This window comes from Arthrobacter sp. MAHUQ-56, from assembly GCF_019710585.1.
Lineage (GTDB): Bacteria > Actinomycetota > Actinomycetes > Actinomycetales > Micrococcaceae > Arthrobacter.
Genome location: NZ_JAIFZQ010000020.1, coordinates 738,017 through 759,026 on the forward strand (window position 1 = coordinate 738,017; position 21,010 = coordinate 759,026).

Sequence of the window (21,010 nt, forward strand, 5' to 3'; positions counted from 1 at the left end):
ACTAGACTTGCTTCGTGACTGCAGAAACCGCGCCCCAATCGTCCGTGCACACCCTTGACCTTCGCCAGGACGTGGCGTTGCTGACCGCAGCCATCATGGATATCGAAAGCGTCTCCGGCAATGAGCGCGCCCTGGCCGACGCCGTGGAGCAGGCCCTGCTGGCCATCCCGGAGCTGAGCGTGGTGCGGGACGGCGATGCCATCATTGCCCGCACCGAACTTGGCCGCAGCGAACGGGTCATCCTCGCCGGCCACCTGGACACGGTGCCGCTCCCCCTGGCCGAAGGCTCCAAAGGCACCGTCCCCTCCAGCTGGGAGTCCGGCGTGCCGGGGGAGGGAGTCCTCTACGGCCGCGGTGCCACCGATATGAAGGGCGGCGTCGCGGTCCAGCTTGCGCTGGCCGCGGGCCTGTTCGACGGCGGCGCGCAGCCAAGGCGCGACGTCACCTTCGTCTTCTACGACCATGAGGAAGTGGAAGCGGTGAAGAGCGGCCTCGGGCGCCTGGTCCGCAACCACGGCGACCTGCTGCAGGGGGACTTCGCCATCCTGCTCGAACCGACGGACGGGACGGTGGAGGGCGGCTGTAACGGCACCAGCCGGTTCGAGGCGAGCACTGCCGGGGAGGCTGCCCACTCCGCGCGGGCCTGGATGGGCAGCAACGCCATCCATGCCGCCGCACCCATCCTGGCCCGCCTGGCCGCCTACGAACCGCGCACGGTCAACGTCGATGGCCTGGATTACCGGGAAAGCCTCAACGCCGTGAAGATCAATGGCGGCACGGCCGGCAATGTCATCCCGGACCGGTGCGTGGTGGAGATCAACTACCGGTTCGCCCCGGACAAGACCCCGGACCAGGCTGAAGCCCACGTGCGCGAACTGCTGGAGGGCTTTGACGTGGTGCGCACCGATGCAGCGGCCGGCGCCCGGCCCGGGCTGCAGCACCCGGCTGCTGCCTCCTTCGTTGCCGCCGTGGGGGCCGAGCCCAAGCCCAAATACGGCTGGACCGACGTCGCCCGTTTCAGCGAGCTGGGCATCCCGGCGGTGAACTTCGGCCCCGGCGATGCGCTGCTGGCGCACAAGGACAACGAGCACGTCCACGCCGACGCCATCCGCAACTGCCTGCGCGCCTTGCAGGAGTGGCTGGCAGGCTGACGCAAGCGAAAAAGGTCCGGAATTCCCGCGGGAATTCCGGACCTTTTTTGTCGACGGACGCCAATACTACGGAGCCGCGGCCTCCAGGACATCCGGTTCGGCCTTGGCCGTACCGCCGGCTGCCTTCTTGGAGCCGCGCCGCTCGATCCACACAGCGAGCCGCGAGACCGAGATGTTGATGGCGATGTAGATCGCCGCGGCCACGAAGAAGATCGGGAAGAGGTACTGGGTGCCCAGGAAGTCCGCCATGACCTGGACTGCGCGCAGGAGTTCGCCGTAGGCCACGATGTAGCCCAGCGAGGTGTCCTTCAGGAGGACCACCATCTGCGCCACCAGCGAGGGCATCATGCGCCGGATCGCCTGGGGCAACTCGATCAGCATGCGTGACTTGTAGCTGGTCAGCCCGATGGCCAGGCCTGCCTCGCGCTGCCCCCGGGGGAGGGACTGGATACCGGCGCGGATGATCTCGGCGAACACTGCCGCGTTGTAGAGCACCAGGCCTGCCACGACGGCGATGAACGCGGAGGTGCCGAAGCCCAGCAGGATGAAGAGCATCATCAGGACCACCGGCATGCCGCGGAGGAACTCGAGGATGACCCTCATGGGGACACGGATCGCGGCGGCGTCCGAAATGCGCAGCAGGCACAGCAGCAGGCCCAGCGGGAACGCGATGACCGCCGCGAGTGCTGCCGCCGAGAGGGTGGAGCCAAGGCCGTTGCCGAGCAGCCGCCACACGTCGGCGCGGGTGAAGATCTGCCACCGGCGTGCTTCGAAGATGCCCTGCTGCGCGAGGGTCATGACGATCCAGGCCAGGAGGCCGAGGATCAGGAGGGCGCCGACGATGGAGGCGATCAGGGAGACCCGGCGTGCTTTCGGACCGGGGACGTCGTAAAGGACGGAGCTCATCGGGCAATCGCCACCTTTCGTTCCACCGTGTTGGCAAGGATTCCGAGCGGAACGGTGAGGAGCAGATAGAAGAACGCGGTGCCCAGCAGGACGGCGATGACGGCATCACCGTTGGCGTTGGCCATCTGGCGGCCATAGCCGAACAATTCCAGGACGAAGAATGCGCCGGCCACCGAGGAGTTCTTGACCAGGGCGATCAGGATGTTGATCAGCGGCGGAATAACGGTCCGCAGCGCCTGCGGGAGGATGATGAGCGAGAGCACCTGGCCGAATTTCATGCCGATGCTGCGCGCGGCCTCGGCCTGGCCGACGGGGACGCTGTTCACACCCGAGCGGACAGCTTCGGCGATGAACGCTGCGGTGTAGGTGCTCAGGGCGATGATCGCGGCGATCTCGAACTGCTCGAATTTGACCCCGATGCGGGGGAGTACGACGGCTGCGAAGAAGAATGCGATGGTCAGCGGGGTGTTGCGGAGGACTTCCACGTAGACGGTGCTGAAACCGCGGAGCGCCGCAACCGGGGAAACGCGCGCCGCGGCAAGCAGGGTGCCGAGGATCAACGCGAAAATACCGGAGACGGCGGACAGAAAGAGTGTGCGGAGAAAACCGTTCCAATACAGGGGGAGGTTTTCAATGATGACGTCCATAAGATCCTTCGACTGTATGCGTGGACGGATGAAGGCGGTGCTGCCGGGGCCGTTGTGCAGCCCCGGCAGCGTTGCGGACGCTACTTAGTAACGGTTGATGGCAGGCAGGCTGGGTGCAGTCTTGATGACAGAACCGGCAGTTGCCTCCCAAGCCTTTTTGTAGGAGCCGTCCTTTTCGAAGGATTCCAGCTGGTCATTGATCCAGTTGCGGAACTCGGTGTCGCCCTTCTTCAGGCCGATGCCGTAGGGCTCCTTGGTGAAGGTTTCGTCGGAGGCCAGCTTGAAGGCATCCGGTTCCTTGTCGACGAAACCGGCGAGGATCACGTTGTCCGTGGTCACGGCTTCAACCTGCTTGTTGCGCAGCGGCTCCAGGCAGGCGGAGTAGGTGGCGGCGGGGACCAGTTCGGCGCCGTACTTGTCCACGATCGTGGCGGCCGGGGTGGAGCCGGTGACGGAGCAGACCTTCTTGCCCTTGACGTCTTCGGGCTTCTTGATGGTGTCGTTGTCCTTGTTCACCATCAGGGCCTGGCCTGCTTCGTAGTACGGGCCGGCGAAGTCGACAACCTGCTTGCGCTTGTCGCTGATGGTGTAGGTAGCGATGACGATGTCCACCTTGCCCTGCTCGATGAAGGGCTCGCGGTTGGCGGACACGGTCTCGGACCATTCGATCTTGTCTGCGGCGATGCCCAGCTTGGCGGCGATCAGCTTACCGATTTCAACGTCGAAACCGACGGGCTTGCCGTCCAGGCCCACCTGGCCGAACAGGGGCTGGTCAAACTTGGTGCCGATCTTGATGGTTCCGGCAGAGGAGAGCTTCGCCATGGTGGTGCCTGCAGCGAACGTCGGCTTCTCGACCGGGCTCGGGTTGCTGGAGCCTCCCGAGTCGCCGCCGCCGCAGGCGCTCAGGGACAGGGCGAGGGCAGCGGTAGCCGCCACGACGAAGGACTTCCGCCGGGACATAAATGCCTTCATGACATTCCTTTCATTGATGGCCGTGGGTTTCCGGCCTGGATGCGAACTGAAGTGTGGTGTTCGGGTGGTCAGTGGGTGAGGAGCTTGGACAGGAAGTCCTTGGCGCGGTCGCTCTTCGGGTTGGTGAAGAACTCCTCGGGAGTGGCGTCCTCGACGATCTGGCCGTCCGCCATGAAGACCACGCGGTCCGCGGCCTTGCGGGCGAAGCCCATCTCGTGCGTGACCACGATCATGGTCATGCCCTCCTTGGCGAGCTGGACCATGACATCAAGGACCTCGTTGATCATTTCGGGGTCCAGGGCGGACGTGGGCTCGTCGAACAGCATGACCTTGGGCTTCATTGCCAGGGCACGGGCGATCGCGACACGCTGCTGCTGGCCGCCGGAGAGCTGGGCCGGCAGCTTGGGTGCCTGGTGTCCCACGCCGACGCGTTCCAGGAGCGCCATGGCATCCTTCTCCGCGGCGGCCTTGGAAACACCCTTGACCTTGATGGGGCCCAGTGTCACGTTCTCGAGGATGGTTTTGTGGGCAAACAGGTTGAAGGACTGGAAGACCATTCCGACGTCGGCACGCAGCTGGGCGAGCTCTTTGCCTTCCTCGGGCAGGACCTTGCCGTCGATGCTGATGGTTCCGCCCTCGATGGTTTCCAGGCGGTTGATGGCCCGGCAGAGGGTGGACTTACCGGAGCCGGAGGGCCCGATGACCACAACAACCTCGCCCTTGCGGACCTGCAGGTTGATGTCCTTCAAAACGTGCAACTGGCCGTAATGCTTGTTAACGGCGTTCAGGGAGACGAGAGCATCGCCGGGCACATGAGTAGTCATAGGAAAGAATCTAGTTGAACAACGCAGCCTTATGACCCCAATCACGCCAAGTTCCTGCTGATCGTGATTCAAGAGATACCTGGAGTTGGAGGTTAGCCTAGGGGAATGAGTATCAATGCAGACCCGGCCAAGAATTCCCAGCCGCGCCGAAAAGGTCCCCTTGAGCTGCGCCGCAAACAGGCAGCCGTGGAAATGTCGGACCAGCACCTGCTTGATACCAAGGGCCCCGGCCAGTTCGTGCACACCGACCCGTGGCGCGTCCTGCGGATCCAAAGCGAATTTGTCGAAGGCTTCGGCGCGCTCGCGGACATCGGAAAAGCGGTCAGCGTGTTCGGCTCCGCCCGCACGAAACCCGGCAGCACCTACTACGAAATGGGTGTGGAAGTTGGGCGCAAGCTTGCCGAGGCGGGAGTAGCGGTCATCACCGGCGGCGGTCCCGGCTCGATGGAAGCCGCCAACCGCGGCACCGTCGAAGGCAACGGAGTGTCGGTAGGCCTGGGCATCGAGTTGCCGTTCGAACAGGGCCTGAACCAGTGGGTGGACCTGGGCATCAACTTCCGCTACTTCTTCGCCCGCAAGACGATGTTCGTCAAGTACGCCCAGGGCTTCATCGTGCTGCCCGGCGGCCTGGGGACACTCGACGAGCTGTTCGAGGCCATGGTGCTGGTGCAGACGCGGAAGGTCACCTCGTTCCCGATCGTGCTCCTCGGCGTCGACTTCTGGGGACCGATGATCGAATGGATCAAGGGGACCCTGGTGGCCGAAGGCATGGTTTCGGAAAAGGACCTCGACCTCATCCAGCTTGTCGACGACCCCGCCGAAGCCGTGGACCGCGTCCTGCACGGGGCCATCACTCCGGCGCTGAACGGCGAGCAGCGGCCGGAGTAGGCGGAGGGGTCCGGTCTGGCACGATGGAACCGTGAGTTTCTTTCTGGTATTCCTCGCCGTGGTCCTGGTCGCGGCGGTCCTTTGGGCCGGCTTGGGCCGGCGGTCCCGCAAGGAGGGCGGTGCGCCGCTGCCCGTGCTGCTGGACGGCGGCTTCGAAGAGCCCCCTGCCAACCTGCCTCCCGTGCTGCTGCCGGCGCATGCCGGCCCGGAGGACGTCAACCGGGTGCGCTTTTCGCTCGGCCTGCGCGGATACCGGATGGACCAGGTGGACCAGGTACTGGATGAGCTGCGGGACCAACTGGCCGCCAGGGACGCCGAAATTGCTCAGTTGCGCGGGCAGGTGGCGGCGCTGCGGACGGCGTCCGACGGCGGGGCGGCCACGGGTGAAGGGCCTGCCCAGGAGCGAATTTCCGAAGGTCCTGCCGCGGACGGGCGCGAAGGCGCACCTGCGCGGAAGGGCGGACAGTGAGCACGGTGACGCGGCGCCGGGCACCCCTGGCATCCGCCTCGGCGCTGGCCCAGCGGATGGCATCGGCTGTCCGCGGCTGGCCGTGGTGGCTGCAGGTCACCGCCGTCTATGGCAGCGCCCGCCTGGCCAGCGCCTTCATCTTCATGGCCGCGGCCCTGCACCAGGGCGTCAACCCGTGGTTCGCGCCGAAGCCGGACTACTGGAACTTCATCAACATCTGGGACGCCCGCTGGTACGGGCAGGTCATCGCCGGCGGCTATCCGTCGGTCCTGCCCACGGATGCTGCCGGCAATGTCCAGGAGAACACGTGGGCGTTCTACCCCCTCTTCCCGGCTCTGGCCGGCGGACTGAGCAGCCTCACCGGGTTGAAGCCGGCCGCCTCGCTGACACTCATCGCCATGCTGGCCGGCTGGGGCGCCGCGCTTGCGGTGTACGCGCTCTTTCGATGCAAAGCCGCGCACGGGCCCGCGATGTGGGGGGTGGCGTTCTTCGCGACCTTCCCGGTCTCGGCCGTCCTGCAGGTTCCGTACGCCGAGCCGTTGTCGCTCCTGCTCCTGGCAGCGGCGCTGCTGCTGGTGCTGCGGCGGCAATACCTGTGGGCCATCCCCGTTGTGGTCCTCCTGTGCCTTTCCCGGCCGGTGGGCGTTCCCTTTGCTGCCTGCCTGGGCCTGCTGCTGGTGATCCGTGGCGTCGCGCGGTTCAGGGGCGGGCGGCAAAGCGCTACCGGCGAAGAAACCCATTCCCTCGCGGACCTGGCGGCGCTGGCCGGGCTTACTGCCGTCGCGGGTCTGTCAGCCCTGGCGTGGCCGGCGGCGGCGTGGGCTGCCACCGGTGACCCGCTCGCCTACACCAAGACTGAAACCGTATGGCGCGGCCACGACCTGGTGCCGTTCAAGCCCTGGTTCGACGCCGGCGTCGACCTCTTCGGCCCCGTGCTGGGCATCCTGGCGCCCCTGGTTTTCGCTGGCCTCTTCATGGCGCTGCTGTTCGTGCCGCCGGTGGTGCGGCTCGGCGTCGAACTGCGGATCTGGTGCGCCTGCTACATGGGCTACCTGCTGGTGTTCCTGCACCCGCAGACCAGCACGTTCAGGATGCTCCTGCCACTGTTTCCGCTGGCACTGGGCGCGGCGCTGCTCTCCCGGTCCAGGGCGTACCGGGGGGCCGTGGTCAGCATGTTCCTGCTGCTGCAGATCGTCTGGATCGTGTGGTTGTGGGCGTGGGCGCAGCTGCCCGGCGGAGGGGACTATCCGCCCTAGAAAAGGAAGCTTCGGTGCAGGTCAGGCGGGGAATTACGGCTTGCCGGAAATGTCCATCGATTAGCTACGCGCGGGTAATTCCGGGATAATGATAGGTAAGCAAGGACATAAGCATTCAGAAAACGCGCAGCCTTGGCGGTGGGAATCCACCCCGCCATCGCAGCCTGATCGACATGCGGACGCAGCCCGCCCGGGCTGATTAGTCCTGGGACACAATGGAGGGAAATTCCTCATGGCGGCGATGAAACCACGCACCGGCGACGGCCCTATGGAAGTCACCAAGGAGGGCCGCAGCCTGATCATGCGCGTCCCGCTCGAAGGCGGCGGGCGCCTTGTGGTCGAACTGAACGCTGCCGAGGCAGCCAACCTGAAGGACTGCCTGGTAGGCGTCACCGAGTAACTGTGCCGGACAGGGCCTGCAGCTGGCGCTGCGGGCCCTGTCCTGTTTCCGGCGCGCCTACTTCTTGACGGCCACCAGCAGGCCGTCACCGGTGGGCAGCATTGCCGACGCCAGCCGCTCGTCGTCGCGGATTGCCTTGCCAACCTGCCGCAGGGTTACCGTATTGGGCTCGCGTCCCGCCGGGTTGGCCACCTTGTCCTTGTCCAGCGCGTCATTGATGACCAGCAGCCCCGAACGCTTGAGCAGGCGGATGGCCTGCTCCACGTAGCCGGGCAGTCCGGGCTTGTCCGCGTCGATGAAGACGAGGTCGTAGGCGCTGTCGGTGAGCCGCGGCAGGACGTCCCCGGCGCGCCCGGAAATGGTGCGGGTCCGGTTGGCCGGGCTGCCGGCCTCGGCGAACGCCTCACGCGCCGCGCGCAGGTGCTCCACGTCCACGTCGATGGTGGTCAGGACAGCCTGGGGGCCAAGTCCCCGCAGGAGGCACACGCCGGACACCCCGGCGCCGGTGCCGATTTCGACGGCGGTCTGGGCCTTGGACGCCGCCGCGAGGACCGTGAGGACGGCGCCCACGCCGGGACTGATGGCACTGACACCCAGTTCAAAGGAGCGCTCCCTGGCCCGGAGCATGACCTCATCCTCAGCGGGCAGATCTTCTGCATAGGACCAGCTGCTGGACTTGTCGGCGCTCATGAATCATCGCTTTCTGGGCGGAAGGGGGGAGTGTCTCCCCAAGCCTACTGTGTCCGGGCGGGCCCACCGTGGAAGCAGCCGTTGCGCCCAAGGCTGAAGTTTGCGCGCAGTCAGGAAATTCCCAGCCAAGTTTGACATGATAAATATCCGCTCATCCAAAAGGTGACCGGCGCCGAATCAGAGATGTCAACAGTATCCGGGCGTTAGCATTCCACGAGGGGAGTGGACGATGTCATCTTCAGTTGTGGCACCTGTCCCTGTAGTAAACAATCCCGACGATGAGTGGGTCCGCCCCACCTGGGAAGAAGTGGTCACCAACCATTCGGCGAAGGTCTACCGGCTGGCTTACCGCCTGACCGGAAACAAGTTCGACGCCGAGGACCTCACCCAGGAGGTTTTCGTCCGCGTCTTCCGGTCACTGGAGAACTTCAAGCCCGGAACGCTCGACGGCTGGCTGCACCGGATCACCACCAACCTCTTCCTTGACCAGGCGCGCCGCAGGACCCGCATCCGCTTCGATGCCCTTGCCGAGGACGCCGAGTCCCGGCTGCCCGGCCGTGAGCCCGGACCTGAGCAGAGCTTTGAGCTGAACAACCTTGACCTGGACGTCCAGGCGGCACTGGAGGAGCTGCCGCCGGACTTCCGGGCCGCTGTGGTGCTGTGCGACCTGGAGGGGCTGTCCTACGACGAGGTGGCCGAGGCCCTGGGCGTCAAGCTCGGGACGGTCCGCTCCCGCATCCACCGCGGGCGGACCATGCTCCGGGAAAAGCTCGCCCACCGGGACCCCCGCCCGCAGCAGACCCGCCGCAAGCTCTCGATGCCGCGCATCGCCGGGATCCTCTGATCGGCGCATGAAGCCCCAGTTCCCCTTCGGCGGCAGGCACCAGCGCACCAGCAGCCACCTCGAGGCGTGCCACGAATGTGCCGCCACGGTGCGCCGGGAACGGCAATACCTGGAACGCCTCCGCGAGGCTCCCATTCCGCCGGCCAGCCAGGACCTGACCGAGCGGCTGCTCTCCCGCACCTCAGAACTCGCCGCCCAGGCACCTCTTCCGGCCCATGCCGGCGGACCCTCCCGTACTGCTGCCCGGGCACTGGCCATGGCCACCGGCGGAACGGTTGCGGCGGCCGGAGTGCTCGCGGTCGGGGCTTTCGCCGCAGCGGGCGATCCCCTGGCCGCCAACGCCGCGGGAAGCACAGCCGCTTTCTCCCATGTCTCGTCGCAAACGCCCGCGGACGGCAGGACCTTGAATGCCGAGCAGGTGGGCCGGCTGCGCTCCGAGGGGTGGGCGTGCCCCGAACTGGAAGCCATGGGGTTCCACCTGGAGGCAGCCAGGGCGCTGGTGGTTGAGGGCCAGCCCGCTGTAGAGCTGCGCCTCGGTGACGGCTTCCACCATGCAACCATCACCGAACAGCACTCCGTCAGCCCCGGGGCGGCGGCTCCTGAGAGCAGTGCCGACGGCGGGCTCCTGCAGGTCTGGGGCACCTCGCCCTGGTCTGCAACCTACCGGGCGGCCGGCCGGACCTTCACCTACCGCTCGGACCTTCCGGCGGACCAGGCCGACGACGCCGTTCCCATTCTTCGGCGCCTGGCCGAGACGGCCTCGGAAGGCGTCGACGCGTCCATTCAGCAGGCACCATCCGGGACGCCGGAGGAACCCCTGGAAATGCGGCTGGAACGCGGCGTCAACAAGATCGCGGGGCTGTTCGCCCCGTGACGCAGACTGTTTCCCCGCCGTCCGGGCGGGAATCGTCGCTGGCAGCCCGGAGAGGGTAATCTTCCTAAAGTGTTTGGTATCAACGGCCCGGAGTTTATCCTTCTGCTGATCATCGGTGTGCTGGTGATCGGCCCCCAGCGCCTGCCCGAATATACCCAAAAGCTGGCGAACCTGGTCAAGGAACTCCGCCGCATGGCCTCCGGCGCCCGCGAGCAGATCAAAGAAGAAGTGGGCATCGACATCGATGATGTCGACTGGAAGAAGTACGATCCCCGCCAGTACGATCCCCGGCGCATCATCAAGGAAGCGCTGCTCGACGACGACACCAAGCCCGTCAGCGCCAATGCCCCCGCCGCGGTGGCAGCAGTCTCCGGTGCGGCCGCCGTCGCCGGCACTCCCGCCCGGCCCGAACGGGTAGTGGAGCGGCTCCCCGCGGGCGAAGCCGCGCCGTTCGACACCGAAGCCACCTAGGGCTCCGCACCGGAATGCCCGCAGGCGCCACGGCGCGGTGCGGGCCAGCCGGGGTACGGCTCAGCGGGGCTGCAGGCCCAGTTTCATGCCGGCGAGCCCGCGTGGTGTCGTGGCCAGGCGGCCGGCAATCTCCGCGAGTGCCGCTGCTGCGGGCGTACCCGGCTGGCCCAGCACGATCGGAACTCCGGTGTCTCCGCCTTCCCGGAGCTGGATGTCCAGCGGAATTTGGCCCAGCAGCGGCACGTCGGTGCCCACGGTGGCGGTCAGCCTCTCGGCCAGGACTTCACCGCCGCCGCTGCCGAACAACTCCATCCGCCCGCCGTCGGGCAGCTCCAGGTAGGACATGTTCTCAATGACGCCTGCCAGCTTCTGGCCCGTCTGGGTGGCGATGGCACCGGCGCGCTCGGCTACGTCCGCGGCCGCGGCCTGGGGCGTGGTGACCACCAGGATTTCAGCGCCCGGGAGCAGCTGGGCGACGGAAATGGCAATGTCGCCGGTACCCGGCGGCAGGTCCAGGAACAGGGCGTCGAGGTCGCCGAAGTAGACGTCGGTCAGGAACTGTTCCAGGGCACGGTGCAGCATGGGACCGCGCCACGCCACGGGCTGGTTGCCGGTGACGAACATGCCGATGGAGATGACCTTCACACCGTAGGCAACGGGCGGAAGGATCATGTCGTCCACCTGCGTGGGCGCCTGGGTGATTCCCATCAGCGCCGGGACGGAGAATCCGTAGACATCGGCGTCCACTATGCCAACGCGGAGACCCTGCGCCGCCAGTGCAGAGGCCAGGTTGACGGTGACCGAGGACTTTCCCACCCCGCCCTTGCCGCTGGCCACGGCGTACACCTTGGTCAGTGAGCCCGGCTGGTTGAAGGGGATGGTGCGCTGGGCTCCGGCTCCGCGGAGCTTCTCCTTGAGGGCGTCCCGCTGGGCCTGGTCCATTACCTTGAGCTCGACGTCGACGGCGGTCACGCCAGGGACGGCGGACAGTGCCTTTTCGGAATCGGCGGTGATGGTGTCCCGCAGCGGGCATCCGGCGATGGTGAGCAGCACAGCCAGGGCGACCCGGCCGTCGTCGGACACCTGCACGGAGTCCACCATGCCAAGCTCGGTGATCGGGCGGCGGAGCTCGGGGTCGATGACCGTGGCCAAGGCAGCATTGACTGCCTGCGCCAGCGGGGATCCGGAGGGCATCGGAGTATCCAGGGGGGAGCTCATGGGCTGGGAACCGGCTTTCGTGCAGGTGCTGGGGGCTAGCGGTCGTGGGTGGAGTGGCCGGGTTTGACCCGTGGGATCTGCTGGGTGCGCGGGCTCCGTTGCCGGTCCCGCTGTTCACGCAGCTTGTCCTTGACCGTCTCGCGCGGTGATTCGTGCGAGCCAGGCCCGGCGTCGTCGTGGGTCCGGAGTTCTTCCTGGGCTTCGAGCAGGTCTTCGAGGAGGGAGCGCAGTTCGGCCCGGACGTAGTCGCGGGTTGCCACTTCGCGCAGGGCGATCCGCAGGGAGGCCAGTTCCCGGGTGAGGTACTCGGTGTCGGAGAGGTTGCGTTCTGCACGCTGGCGGTCCTGCTGGAGCGAGACGCGGTCGCGGTCGTCCTGCCGGTTCTGCGCCAGCAGCAGCAGTGGTGCCGCGTAGGAGGCCTGCAGGGACAGCATCAGGGTCAGCAGGGTGAACCCGAGGTCCCTGGAGTCAAACTGCCATTCCGCCGGGGCCCAGGTGTTCCAGCCCAGCCAGAAAATGCAGAAGACCGTCATGTAGACCAGGAACTGGGGTGTCCCCATGAACCGGGCGAAGGCCTCGGTGGCGTGTCCGAAGGCGTCCGGATCCGGACGGAACGTGGGCAGGATCCGCTGCCGCCCGCTCAACGGTGTGTCGAGACTGCCTTTTGATTCCGCTTTGGCCAGGTTCCGCTGGTTGGGGTTCTTCGGAGCGCTGATATCAGCCAATGCGGCCACCGAGCCTTCTTATCGGGGCTTCGCCATCGTGGGCGCGCCAGTCGTCCGGCAACAAATGATCCAATACGTCATCAACAGTCACCGCCCCCACCAGGCGTCCGGCGTCGTTGACTACCGGGAGGGAGTTGAGGTTGTAGGTGGCCAGGGTCCGTGCGACTTCGCTGATGTGGGCCTGGTCCGACAGCGGTTCAAGGTTCTTGTCCAGCAGGTTTCCCAGTGCCTCGAACGGCGGGAAGCGGAGCAGCTGCTGGATGTGCACCACGCCGAGGAAGCGGCCAGTAGGCGTCTCCAGCGGGGGCCGGGCAATGAAGATCGACGACGCCAGGGCGGGGGAGAGCTCCTCGCGCCGGACGTGGGCCAGGGCTTCGGCGACGGTGGCTTCCGGCGGCAGGATGACGGGCACCGGGGTCATCAGGCCGCCGGCGGTGTCCTCGTCGTATTCCAGCAGGCGGCGGACGTCTTCGGCGCCCTCAGGCTCCATCAGCTGGAGCAGTTCCTCGGCCTGCGCGGTGGGGAGTTCACCCAGGAGGTCGGCGGCGTCGTCCGGATCCATCTCCTCGAGGACGTCGGCTGCGCGCTGGACGTCCAGGGCAGAGAGGATCTCCACTTGGTCATCCTCGGGCAGTTCCTGCAGGACATCGGCCAGCCGTTCATCCTGCAGTTCGCTCGCCACTTCGAAACGGCGTTTGTCGCTCATCTCCTGCAGGGCTTCCGCGAAGTCCGCTGGCTTGAGGTCCTCGTGGTTGGCCACGAACTGGGTGGCGGCCTGGGGTTCGGTCCGCGGGCCCTGCTGGGCGTCGGCCCAGTCGATGATCAGGGTCTCGTTGCGGCGCAGCCGGCTCAGGGGGGACAGGGAGTGGCCGCGGCGGACGAACAGTTTGCTGACGAACCAGTCACGCGAGCGGTGCTGGTCCATGGCGATGTCCTCGATCGTGGCGTCGCCGCTGCCGTCGCGGAGGGTGACCCGGCGGTCGAACATCTCGGCCACCACCAGCGTTTCCGCGCCGCGCTGTTCAAAGCGGCGGAGGTTCACCAGGCCCGTGCAGATGATCTGGGTCTGGTCGATCGAGGTGATGCGCGTCATGGGCACGAAAACGCGCTTCTTCCCTGGAACTTCCACCACGATGCCCACCACGTGCGGGGCTCCTTGGGTTCCGCGGGAGAGCACAACGACGTCGCGCAGGCGGCCCAGCCTGTCGCCCAGGGGGTCGAAGACGTCGAGTCCCAAAAGGCGCGCCACGAAGACGCGGGTAGGTGTTGTGCTCACTCCTACAGGCTACCGAGTCTGCTCACTTTTAGCTGAATTTACAGGCAGTACCCACCTGGATGGGCAAGAATGGACTTATGTCGAACATTTTTGGTGCACCCAAGGCCGGCGCCGCGAACGGACCGGATGACGCCCGGGCTGTTCCCACCGGCGACACCGTTGGCTCCTACAGCTCCTACCTCGACGCCCAGAAGGCTGTCGACTACCTGGCGGACCAGCAGTTCCCGGTCCAGATGGTGTCGATCGTGGGCAACGAACTGAAGATGGTGGAGAGGGTCACCGGGCGCCTGAGCTACCCCCGGGTGGCACTTTCCGGGGCACTGAGCGGCATGTGGTTTGGCCTCTTCGTAGGCGTCATGCTCTCCTTCTTCGCGTCGTCGCCGGGGTACTTCTCCATTCTTACTTCCGTGCTCATGGGCGCGGCCTTCTTCATGCTTTTCGGCATCGTCACGTACGCAATGCAGCGCGGCAAGCGGGACTTCACCTCCACCAGCCAGGTGGTGGCCACCAACTATGACGTCATCGTGGCACCGGAAGCGGCCCACGAGGCACGGCGCCTCCTGCAGCAGTTGCCCATGTCGCGGTCGGACGCCGCGTCAGGCCACGGCCCGTACACCCAGCACGACTATTACAACCAGCCGTACCAGCACCAGCAGCAGGACCAGCAGCAGGGCCAGGGCCCTGCGCGCCCCGCCGGCTGGAATGATCCCTACGGCCAGCGCTCCTCAGGATCTTCCGCGCAGGACGGCCACGGCTACCCCGACAGCGGCCAGCAACAGGGGTCGCAGCAGGGCGCCCCGCAGCACGCTCCCCAGCCCTATGGCCAGCAGTACGACGGCGGCCAGCAGCAGCAGCCGGTCCGTTCCGTCCGCTACCCGGACCTGCCCGATGGCCGGCCGCAGTACGGCGTGCGCCTTCCGCAGGGGCCCGCCGCGGGCGCTCCGCAGGAGCCGGGCCGGGAACCAGCGGCACCGGAACACGTGCCGGGCCACGAGGCCGGCCACGATGCCGCTTCGCAGGCCGGCGGGGAACACTACGGTGTGGAGGATGACCAGCACCGGGGTGAACCGCGGCAGTAGGACTGCCAGGAAACGAAAGCTGCCGGGAGGCAGACGCACAGCGGGGCCGCCGGATGGAATCCGGCGGCCCCGCTGTGTTGACGGTGGGTGTCAGGCGTCTTCGGTGCGGTAGATTCCGGCCATCCAGTCCTCAACCTCCGTTGCCTTCCGCGGCAGGGCGGCACTGAGGTTGACAGGTCCCTCGGCAGTCATCAGGACATCGTCCTCGATGCGGACGCCGATGCCCCGGTACTCCTCCGGGACCGCCAGGTCTTCCTTCTTGAAGTACAGCCCGGGCTCGATGGTGAACACCATGCCCTCGGTGAGGATGCCGTCGAGGTAAAGCTCCCGCTTTGCCTGGGCGCAGTCGTGGACGTCGAGGCCCAGGTGGTGGCTGGTGCCGTGCGGCATCCAGCGGCGGTGCTGCTGGCCCTCGGTGCTGATGGCCTCCTCCACGCTGACGGGCAGCAGGCCCCACTCGGCAAGGCGCTCTGCCAGGACCGTGGTTGCCGCCGTGTGGATGTCACGGAATTTGGTGCCGGGCTGCGCGGCGGCGAACCCCGCATCAGCTGCGTCGAGGACCGCTTCATAGACTTTGCGCTGGACGTCGCTGAACGTGCCCCCCGCCGGCAGGGTCCGGGTGACGTCGGCCGTGTAGAGGGAATCCACCTCAACGCCGGCGTCGAGCAGCAGCAGGTCGCCGGAGTGGATCCGGCCGGTGTTGCGGGTCCAGTGCAGCACGGTGGCGTTGTTGCCTGAGGCGGCGATGGTGTCGTAGCCCAGTTCGTTTCCCACCTCGCGTGCGCGGGCGAAGAAAGCGCCCTCCACTACCCGCTCGCCGCGGGCATGGGTGAGCGCCCGGGGGAGGGCCTTGACCACCTCTTCGAAGCCCTCGACCGTGGCTGCCACGGCAAGTTTCATCTGCTCGATTTCCCACTCATCCTTGAGCAGGCGCAGTTCGGAGAGCGCCTCGCTGAGCTTCTTGTCGAGGGCGTCGAGGGCCTCGAGGTCCAGGTTTTCCGGGTCCCTGGCAGTGTTGTAGCGTGCGGTGTCCACCAGGGCGTCAATGTTTTCGTCCACCTTGCGGACCAGGCGGATGGAGATGCCGCCGATTTCGGGGGCCCCCACATCCTTCGTGATGGCGGTTTCCAGCTGGTCGATGTGGGCCGTGGCCAGGCCAAGCCGGGCCTCGAACTCCGCCAGGGTGGGACGGGCGCCGATCCAGAATTCGCCTGACCGGGCATCTGCGTAGAACTGTTCCGTGTCCCTGCCGGCCAGCGGCCGGAAGTAGAGCGTGGCACGGTGGTTCGCGCCGTCGTCGCCCGTTCCTTCCTCAACCGGTTCCAGGATCAGGACGGCATCAGGCTCATGGTCCAGGCCCAGGCCGGTGAGGTGGGCGAACCCGGAATGGGGGCGGAAGCGGTAGTCGCAGTCGTTGGAGCGGACCTTGAGCGGGCCGGCAGGGATGACCAGGCGTTCGCCCGTGAATTGGGCGGAGATGGCTTTGCGCCGGCGTGCGGCATAGGCGGCCACGGCATCGCGTCCGGGGGTCTCCTGGCTCGAGGGTGCCCAGTTGCTGGCCATGAAAGCCTTGAAGGCGTCGGAACTGGGCCGCTGCGAGCGGTTGTTGACGCGCTCCTCCAGCGGCTGGGAAGCAGAGTTCGGGGTGTTTTCGGCATCGTTCACGGGACCATCGTCTCACCAGCGTCGCGGTCATGCGAACAGCCCGTGGGTGTCCCCGATCCGCTGTCCACTAGGCTGGACAAGTGAGGATTGACCTGCATGCCCACTCCAACGTCTCCGACGGTACCGAGACCCCTGCCGGCGTCATGGCGTCAGCTGCCCGTGCGGGCCTGGACGCTGTGGCGCTGACCGACCATGACTCAACGGCGGGGTGGGCTGAGGCTGCCGCGGCCGCTGTGGAATGCGGCGTGGCACTGGTGCCGGGGATGGAGGTCTCGTGCCGGACGGACGAGGGCATCAGCGTGCACCTGCTTAGCTACCTGCATGACCCGACCCACCCCGGACTCCTCGAAGAGATCACCAAGGCCAAGGATTCCCGCCTGACCCGGGCCGAGCACATGGTCATGTTGCTGGCCGAGGATTACCCACTGACATGGGACGACGTGATCCACCACGTCGCACCGGGGGCCACCCTGGGCCGTCCGCACATCGCCGATGCCCTTGTGGCGGCGGGCGTGGTGGAGGACCGTTCGGAGGCCTTCGCCTCCATCCTCACCTCGCGCTCGCGGTACTTCATCCCCCACTACGCACCCGACCCGGCCACCGCCGTCGAACTTGTCTGTGCTGCCGGCGGCGTGCCGGTCTTCGCCCATCCGGTGGCGTCGGCGCGGGGAAGGATAGTGGGGGAGCGCACCTACCGGGAGATGATCGACGCCGGCCTCGCGGGCCTGGAGATCGACCACCGCGACAACCCGGAAGAGGGGCGCAGCTTCCTGCGCCGGCTCGCCGCCCGGCATCACCTGCTGGTGACGGGTTCCTCGGACTATCACGGAACCGGCAAGCCCAACCTGCTCGGCGAGAACGTCACGTCCCCGGAGGTGCTGGCGCGGATTGAGGCGCTGGGCACCGGTTCAGCCGTCATCCGTCCCTGACGTCCCAAGCAAGTAGCGCGAACTGTCGTTGTGGATGGCCAAAACGACAGTTAGTGCGGCCTAGTTGGGCTGATGCTCGATGACTGTCGCGTGCGCACCCAACCGCTTGGCCATGATGTCGACGGCCGGCTGGTTCTGGTCCACGCACACAAATCTCCGGCCGAGCTTGGCGGCGACCGCACCGAGGGTGCCGGACCCGGCAAAGAAGTCCAGGCACCAGTCGCCCGGCCTGCTTGACGCCGCAACCACCCGGCGGACCAGGCCCTCCGGCTTTTGCGTGGGATAGCCCGTTTTTTCCTTGCCGGTGGGGGAGACGATGGTGTGCCACCAGACATCGGTGGGCAGCTTGCCCAGCTCCCGTTTGGCAGGTGTGACCAGCCCCGGCGCCATGTAGGGCTCCCGGTCCACCTCGGCGCTGTCGAAGTGGTACTTCGCGGGGTTCTTCACGTACACCAGGATGTTGTCATGCTTGGTTGGCCAGCGGTTCTTGGCGCGGGCGCCGTAGTCGTAGGCCCAGATGATTTCATTCAGGAAGCACTCCCGGCCGAAGATGGCATCCAGCATCACCTTGGCGTAGTGCACTTCGCGGTAGTCCAGGTGCAGGTACAGGGTGCCGTCCTCGGCCAGCAGCCGCCACGCTTCCACCAGCCGGGGCTCCAGGAACGACCAGTAGTCGCTGAACGCGTCATCGTACCGGTGCAGGGCACCCTTGACGGTGTCATAGGAGCGGCCCTTGAAGCCCACGCGGTCACCGGTGCCCCCGGCGTTGGCTACCATCCTGGTTTCCTGGCGCTGCTGCGGCCTGCCGGTGTTGAAGGGCGGATCCACATAAATCAGTGTGAAGGCGCCGTCCGGCAGCGTTGGGAGGTACGCGGCGTTGTCTGCGTGCACCACCAGGCTGCCGCCGTCCGGCGCCCAAACAGTGTCAGTCATCGGGGCAGTTAGCCCTCGGAGGTGCCAGGCTGGGTGCCCTTGTCGGCACCGGCTACCACTTCACCGTTGCGGCGGCGTGTGCGGGTGCGGCTACGCCGGGCACGCGTGGGTTGTTCTCCCTCGGTGGCGGGGGTGGAGGACTCGCCTGAAGCAGCGGTGGCGGCAGAGTCGGACGTACGACGGCGGCGCTGGCCCGAGCGGGGCGCCGAGTCGCTGCTGCGGCCGCCTTCGCTGCTGCGGCCGCTTTCGCGGCTGCCGCTGCGGCCCCGGCCGTCCCGGTCCCTGCCACCGCGGCTGTTCTTCTTGCCGGTCTCGCCCAGGTCCTCAAGCACCTCGGCGTCGACGCCGGCGAGCGTCCGCTTATCGCGTGGGAGGCGGCCCTTGGTTCCCTCGGGAATGTCCAGGTCCGTGTAGAGGTGCGGCGAGGAGGAGTAGGTCTCCACGGGTTCGGGCACGTTGAGCCCCAGTGCCTTGTTGATCAGCGCCCAGCGGGGAACATCGTCCCAGTCGACGAAGGTGACGGCCGTGCCCTTGTTGCCGGCGCGCCCGGTGCGGCCCACGCGGTGCAGGTAGATCTTTTCGTCTTCCACGCACTGGTAGTTGATCACGTGGGTGACATCCTCGACGTCGATGCCGCGCGCCGCGACGTCGGTGGCCACCAGGACGTCCACTTTGTTGTTGCGGAACGCCCGCAGCGCCTGTTCGCGGGCACCCTGGCCCAGGTCGCCGTGGATGGCGGCGGCGGCGAATCCGCGGTCCACCAGTTCCTCGGCCACCTTGGCGGCGGTGCGCTTGGTCTTGGTGAAGATGATGGTGCGGCCACGGCCGCGGGCCTGCAGGATACGGGCCACCACTTCGGTCTTGTCCATGCTGTGCGCACGGTAGATCAGCTGGCGGATGTCCCGCTTGGTCAGGCCCTCGTCCTCGGGGTCAGCCGCCCGGATGTGCGTGGGCTGGGTCATGTAGCGGCGCGCCATGGCGATGACGGGGCCGGGCATGGTGGCGGAGAACAGGAGGGTCTGGCGGACGGCGGGAGTCGCCGCGATGAGGGTCTCCACGTCCGGCAGGAAGCCGAGGTCCAGCATTTCGTCGGCTTCGTCCAGCACGACGATCTTGACGTTCTTCAGGCTCAGGTGCTTCTGCTTGTAGAGGTCGATCAGGCGCCCGGGGGTGCCCACGACCACCTCAACGCCCTGTTTCAGGGACTCCACCTGGGGCTCGTAGGCGCGGCCGCCGTAGATCGTGGCGATCCTCGCGTTCCGCTTGGTCGATGCGGTCTGGAGGTCGTTGGCCACCTGGACCGCGAGTTCACGGGTGGGTACCACCACCAGGGCCTGCGGGGCGCCGGGAACGGCCAGCTTCGCGTAGCCGGGGTCGTCCTGCCCGATGACCCGCTGCAGCGCCGGGATGCCGAAGCCCAGGGTCTTGCCGGTGCCGGTCTTTGCCTGGCCGATGATGTCGTGGCCGGACAGCGCCACCGGGAGGGTCATGGCCTGGATGGGGAAGGGGTGGGTGATGCCGGCGTCGGCCAGGGACTCGACGATGTCCGCGCGGACGTTGTAGTCGGCGAAGGACTTTTCCGCGATTTCGTGCGGCGTCTCGTCCGAGATGATGGTCTCTTCCGGCTCGATCGTCTCCGTGCCGGACTCATCGGTCAAAAGCTGGTGGGTATGCAATTCACTCACAGGGGAGTTTCCTTATTCATTTGGGCAATGGCGCTGCCTGCTCGACGGGCCGGCCGGGGCTGGCCGTTCCGGAGCACGCTCGGGCGCGCACGCAATTCCAGTGGAAGCCGATCGCGGGCTATCTAAATGCTGGCACTGGTGACCAGCGGGTGAATCTCAAGATCGCGTAGGGGCGGGCTTGTTGGTTTCAAAACATGGAAATCAACGACCGGGCATCCGTTTTCTACGTGTTCAGTCTAGCCGCAAGGGGCCAAAAACACGGTTTCGGCGCCAGCGCACGCGCGGGCGGCCCGACTGTCCCGCCCGCGGCATCGGGACGGAGGGTCTGCGTGGCTAGCCGGCAATGGCGTCCAGGGCCCGGCGGAGGCGGGCGTCGGCGTCGTCCGCCACCTCCTTGACGGAAGGGGCGCTGCTGAGCTGGACCATGGCCTGGGGGTCGATGGCCTCGATGGTTGTTTCGTCCGCGCCTTTGGCCTTCCGGACCACCACATTGCAGGGCAACAAGGCGCCCATTTCGGGTTCGGCGGCCAGGGCACGGCTGGCGAGGGCGGGGTTGCAGGCGCCGAGGATGATGTAATCCCCGACGGCGTCCGCGGCTTCAGCGCCAAGCTTGGCTTCGAAAGTGTTCCGGACGTTTATTTCCGTCAGGATTCCGAAACCTTCCGCTGCAAGGGCGTCGCGGGTGCGCTGGACCGCTTCGTCCCAGGCGATGGGGACGGTGACGCTGTTGGTGTAACCCATGGAGACTCCTTGGTTGAGCTGCGGTTCGGGCCGCTGGCGGTCTGTGTTGCCTGGCGGTTCGGCCTGTCAGGCGAGGGAGAGGAAGAGCTTTTCCAGGTCTTTGCGGTCCATGGTTTCGTCCTTCTGGACGATGCACTGCTCCAGTCCGGTGGCGATGATGGCGAAGCCCGCCCGGTCAAGGGCCTTGGATACGGCGGCCAACTGGGTGACGACGTCCTTGCAGTCCCGGCCTTCTTCAAGCATCCGGGTGACGGCCGCGAGCTGGCCCTGGGCGCGCTTGAGGCGGTTGATCACGGGGGTGAGTTCGGTGGGGTTCAGTTCCATGAGGGGTCTCCATCGGTAAGTTCCTGTCCCTCAGTCTATACCC

The 21,010-nt window shown here is 66.7% G+C and carries 23 protein-coding genes; 10 read left to right on the forward strand and 13 right to left on the reverse strand.

Features of this window, described 5'->3' with window-relative positions:
- Positions 1–14: 14 nt before the first annotated feature.
- Positions 15–1,151, forward strand: coding sequence for a succinyl-diaminopimelate desuccinylase (gene dapE, locus K4G53_RS15815; protein WP_221386588.1), 1,137 nt, complete (start codon positions 15–17; stop codon positions 1,149–1,151).
- Between the two features lie 66 nt (positions 1,152–1,217).
- Here dapE and K4G53_RS15820 read toward each other — a convergent pair whose 3' ends face one another.
- From K4G53_RS15820 to K4G53_RS15835, 4 genes are all read right to left on the reverse strand, one after another.
- Positions 1,218–2,057, reverse strand: a complete 840-nt coding sequence (locus K4G53_RS15820) for an amino acid ABC transporter permease (protein WP_221386589.1) — start codon at positions 2,055–2,057, stop codon at positions 1,218–1,220.
- On the reverse strand, positions 2,054–2,704 hold the full coding sequence (locus K4G53_RS15825; RefSeq protein ID WP_221386590.1) for an amino acid ABC transporter permease: 651 nt from the start codon (positions 2,702–2,704) through the stop codon (positions 2,054–2,056). Before K4G53_RS15825 ends, K4G53_RS15820 begins: the two co-directional genes overlap by 4 nt.
- An 84-nt stretch (positions 2,705–2,788) precedes the next feature.
- Positions 2,789–3,676: a glutamate ABC transporter substrate-binding protein gene (locus tag K4G53_RS15830; RefSeq protein WP_221386591.1), complete on the reverse strand. Its 888-nt coding sequence runs from the start codon at positions 3,674–3,676 to the stop codon at positions 2,789–2,791.
- Positions 3,677–3,744: 68 nt separating this feature from the next.
- Positions 3,745–4,500, reverse strand: a complete 756-nt coding sequence (locus K4G53_RS15835; protein ID WP_026265670.1) for an amino acid ABC transporter ATP-binding protein — start codon at positions 4,498–4,500, stop codon at positions 3,745–3,747.
- 105 nt (positions 4,501–4,605) lie between these two features.
- Between K4G53_RS15835 and K4G53_RS15840 the strand changes: the two genes are divergently transcribed.
- The 4 genes from K4G53_RS15840 (at position 4,606) to K4G53_RS15855 (ending at position 7,513) form a co-directional block, all read left to right on the forward strand.
- Complete coding sequence (locus K4G53_RS15840) at positions 4,606–5,388, forward strand: TIGR00730 family Rossman fold protein (protein WP_221386592.1); 783 nt, start codon at positions 4,606–4,608, stop codon at positions 5,386–5,388.
- Between the two features lie 31 nt (positions 5,389–5,419).
- Complete coding sequence (locus K4G53_RS15845; protein WP_221386593.1) at positions 5,420–5,857, forward strand: DivIVA domain-containing protein; 438 nt, start codon at positions 5,420–5,422, stop codon at positions 5,855–5,857.
- The gene (locus K4G53_RS15850) at positions 5,854–7,113 is read left to right on the forward strand and encodes a hypothetical protein (RefSeq protein ID WP_221386594.1); all 1,260 of its coding nucleotides are present in this window, start codon (positions 5,854–5,856) and stop codon (positions 7,111–7,113) included. Before K4G53_RS15845 ends, K4G53_RS15850 begins: the two co-directional genes overlap by 4 nt.
- 232 nt (positions 7,114–7,345) lie before the next feature.
- Complete coding sequence (locus K4G53_RS15855) at positions 7,346–7,513, forward strand: DUF3117 domain-containing protein (RefSeq protein WP_102973820.1); 168 nt, start codon at positions 7,346–7,348, stop codon at positions 7,511–7,513.
- Positions 7,514–7,570: 57 nt separating this feature from the next.
- On the opposite strand, the gene K4G53_RS15860 is transcribed toward K4G53_RS15855, so the two are convergent.
- Positions 7,571–8,203, reverse strand: a complete 633-nt coding sequence (locus K4G53_RS15860; protein WP_221386595.1) for an O-methyltransferase — start codon at positions 8,201–8,203, stop codon at positions 7,571–7,573.
- Positions 8,204–8,432: 229 nt separating this feature from the next.
- Here K4G53_RS15860 and sigE point away from each other — a divergent pair, with 229 nt between their 5' ends.
- The 3 genes from sigE to K4G53_RS15875 all read left to right on the forward strand — a co-directional run bounded on the left by sigE (position 8,433) and on the right by K4G53_RS15875 (position 10,392).
- Positions 8,433–9,047, forward strand: coding sequence for an RNA polymerase sigma factor SigE (gene sigE, locus K4G53_RS15865; RefSeq protein WP_221386596.1), 615 nt, complete (start codon positions 8,433–8,435; stop codon positions 9,045–9,047).
- A gap of 7 nt (positions 9,048–9,054) precedes the next feature.
- Positions 9,055–9,921 carry an anti-sigma factor gene (locus K4G53_RS15870; protein WP_221386597.1) on the forward strand — a complete coding sequence of 289 codons (867 nt, stop codon included), beginning with the start codon at positions 9,055–9,057 and terminating at the stop codon, positions 9,919–9,921.
- A 69-nt stretch (positions 9,922–9,990) separates the two neighbouring features.
- A complete protein-coding gene (locus K4G53_RS15875) occupies positions 9,991–10,392 on the forward strand; it encodes a Sec-independent protein translocase TatB (protein ID WP_221386598.1) in 402 nt (133 codons plus the stop codon).
- A 60-nt stretch (positions 10,393–10,452) separates the two neighbouring features.
- On the opposite strand, the gene K4G53_RS15880 is transcribed toward K4G53_RS15875, so the two are convergent.
- From K4G53_RS15880 to K4G53_RS15890, 3 genes are read right to left on the reverse strand one after another with little or no spacing between them, the layout of a single operon-like run.
- Entirely contained in the window at positions 10,453–11,586 is a 1,134-nt protein-coding gene (locus tag K4G53_RS15880; RefSeq protein WP_221386599.1) for an Mrp/NBP35 family ATP-binding protein, read from the reverse strand.
- Between the two features lie 59 nt (positions 11,587–11,645).
- Positions 11,646–12,344, reverse strand: coding sequence for a DUF1003 domain-containing protein (locus tag K4G53_RS15885; protein ID WP_221386600.1), 699 nt, complete (start codon positions 12,342–12,344; stop codon positions 11,646–11,648).
- Complete coding sequence (locus K4G53_RS15890) at positions 12,328–13,611, reverse strand: magnesium transporter MgtE N-terminal domain-containing protein (RefSeq protein ID WP_221386601.1); 1,284 nt, start codon at positions 13,609–13,611, stop codon at positions 12,328–12,330. The genes K4G53_RS15885 and K4G53_RS15890 overlap by 17 nt, the downstream gene beginning before the upstream one ends.
- Before the next feature lie 77 nt (positions 13,612–13,688).
- On the opposite strand from K4G53_RS15890, the gene K4G53_RS15895 reads away from it, so the two are divergent.
- Complete coding sequence (locus K4G53_RS15895; protein WP_221386602.1) at positions 13,689–14,690, forward strand: general stress protein; 1,002 nt, start codon at positions 13,689–13,691, stop codon at positions 14,688–14,690.
- A 90-nt stretch (positions 14,691–14,780) separates the two neighbouring features.
- Here the strand turns inward: K4G53_RS15895 and K4G53_RS15900 are convergent, their stop codons facing one another.
- Positions 14,781–16,355: an aminopeptidase P family protein gene (locus K4G53_RS15900; protein WP_221386603.1), complete on the reverse strand. Its 1,575-nt coding sequence runs from the start codon at positions 16,353–16,355 to the stop codon at positions 14,781–14,783.
- An 80-nt stretch (positions 16,356–16,435) separates the two neighbouring features.
- On the opposite strand from K4G53_RS15900, the gene K4G53_RS15905 reads away from it, so the two are divergent.
- A complete protein-coding gene (locus tag K4G53_RS15905) occupies positions 16,436–17,284 on the forward strand; it encodes a PHP domain-containing protein (protein ID WP_221386604.1) in 849 nt (282 codons plus the stop codon).
- A gap of 60 nt (positions 17,285–17,344) precedes the next feature.
- Here the strand turns inward: K4G53_RS15905 and K4G53_RS15910 are convergent, their stop codons facing one another.
- The 4 genes from K4G53_RS15910 to K4G53_RS15925 all read right to left on the reverse strand — a co-directional run bounded on the left by K4G53_RS15910 (position 17,345) and on the right by K4G53_RS15925 (position 20,967).
- Positions 17,345–18,217: a site-specific DNA-methyltransferase gene (locus K4G53_RS15910; RefSeq protein ID WP_221386605.1), complete on the reverse strand. Its 873-nt coding sequence runs from the start codon at positions 18,215–18,217 to the stop codon at positions 17,345–17,347.
- A gap of 8 nt (positions 18,218–18,225) precedes the next feature.
- Positions 18,226–19,902 carry a DEAD/DEAH box helicase gene (locus K4G53_RS15915; protein ID WP_221386606.1) on the reverse strand — a complete coding sequence of 559 codons (1,677 nt, stop codon included), beginning with the start codon at positions 19,900–19,902 and terminating at the stop codon, positions 18,226–18,228.
- A 333-nt stretch (positions 19,903–20,235) separates the two neighbouring features.
- Positions 20,236–20,643, reverse strand: coding sequence for a DUF302 domain-containing protein (locus tag K4G53_RS15920; RefSeq protein ID WP_221386607.1), 408 nt, complete (start codon positions 20,641–20,643; stop codon positions 20,236–20,238).
- Between the two features lie 66 nt (positions 20,644–20,709).
- Positions 20,710–20,967: a metal-sensitive transcriptional regulator gene (locus K4G53_RS15925; RefSeq protein ID WP_043452296.1), complete on the reverse strand. Its 258-nt coding sequence runs from the start codon at positions 20,965–20,967 to the stop codon at positions 20,710–20,712.
- Positions 20,968–21,010 lie beyond the last annotated feature (43 nt).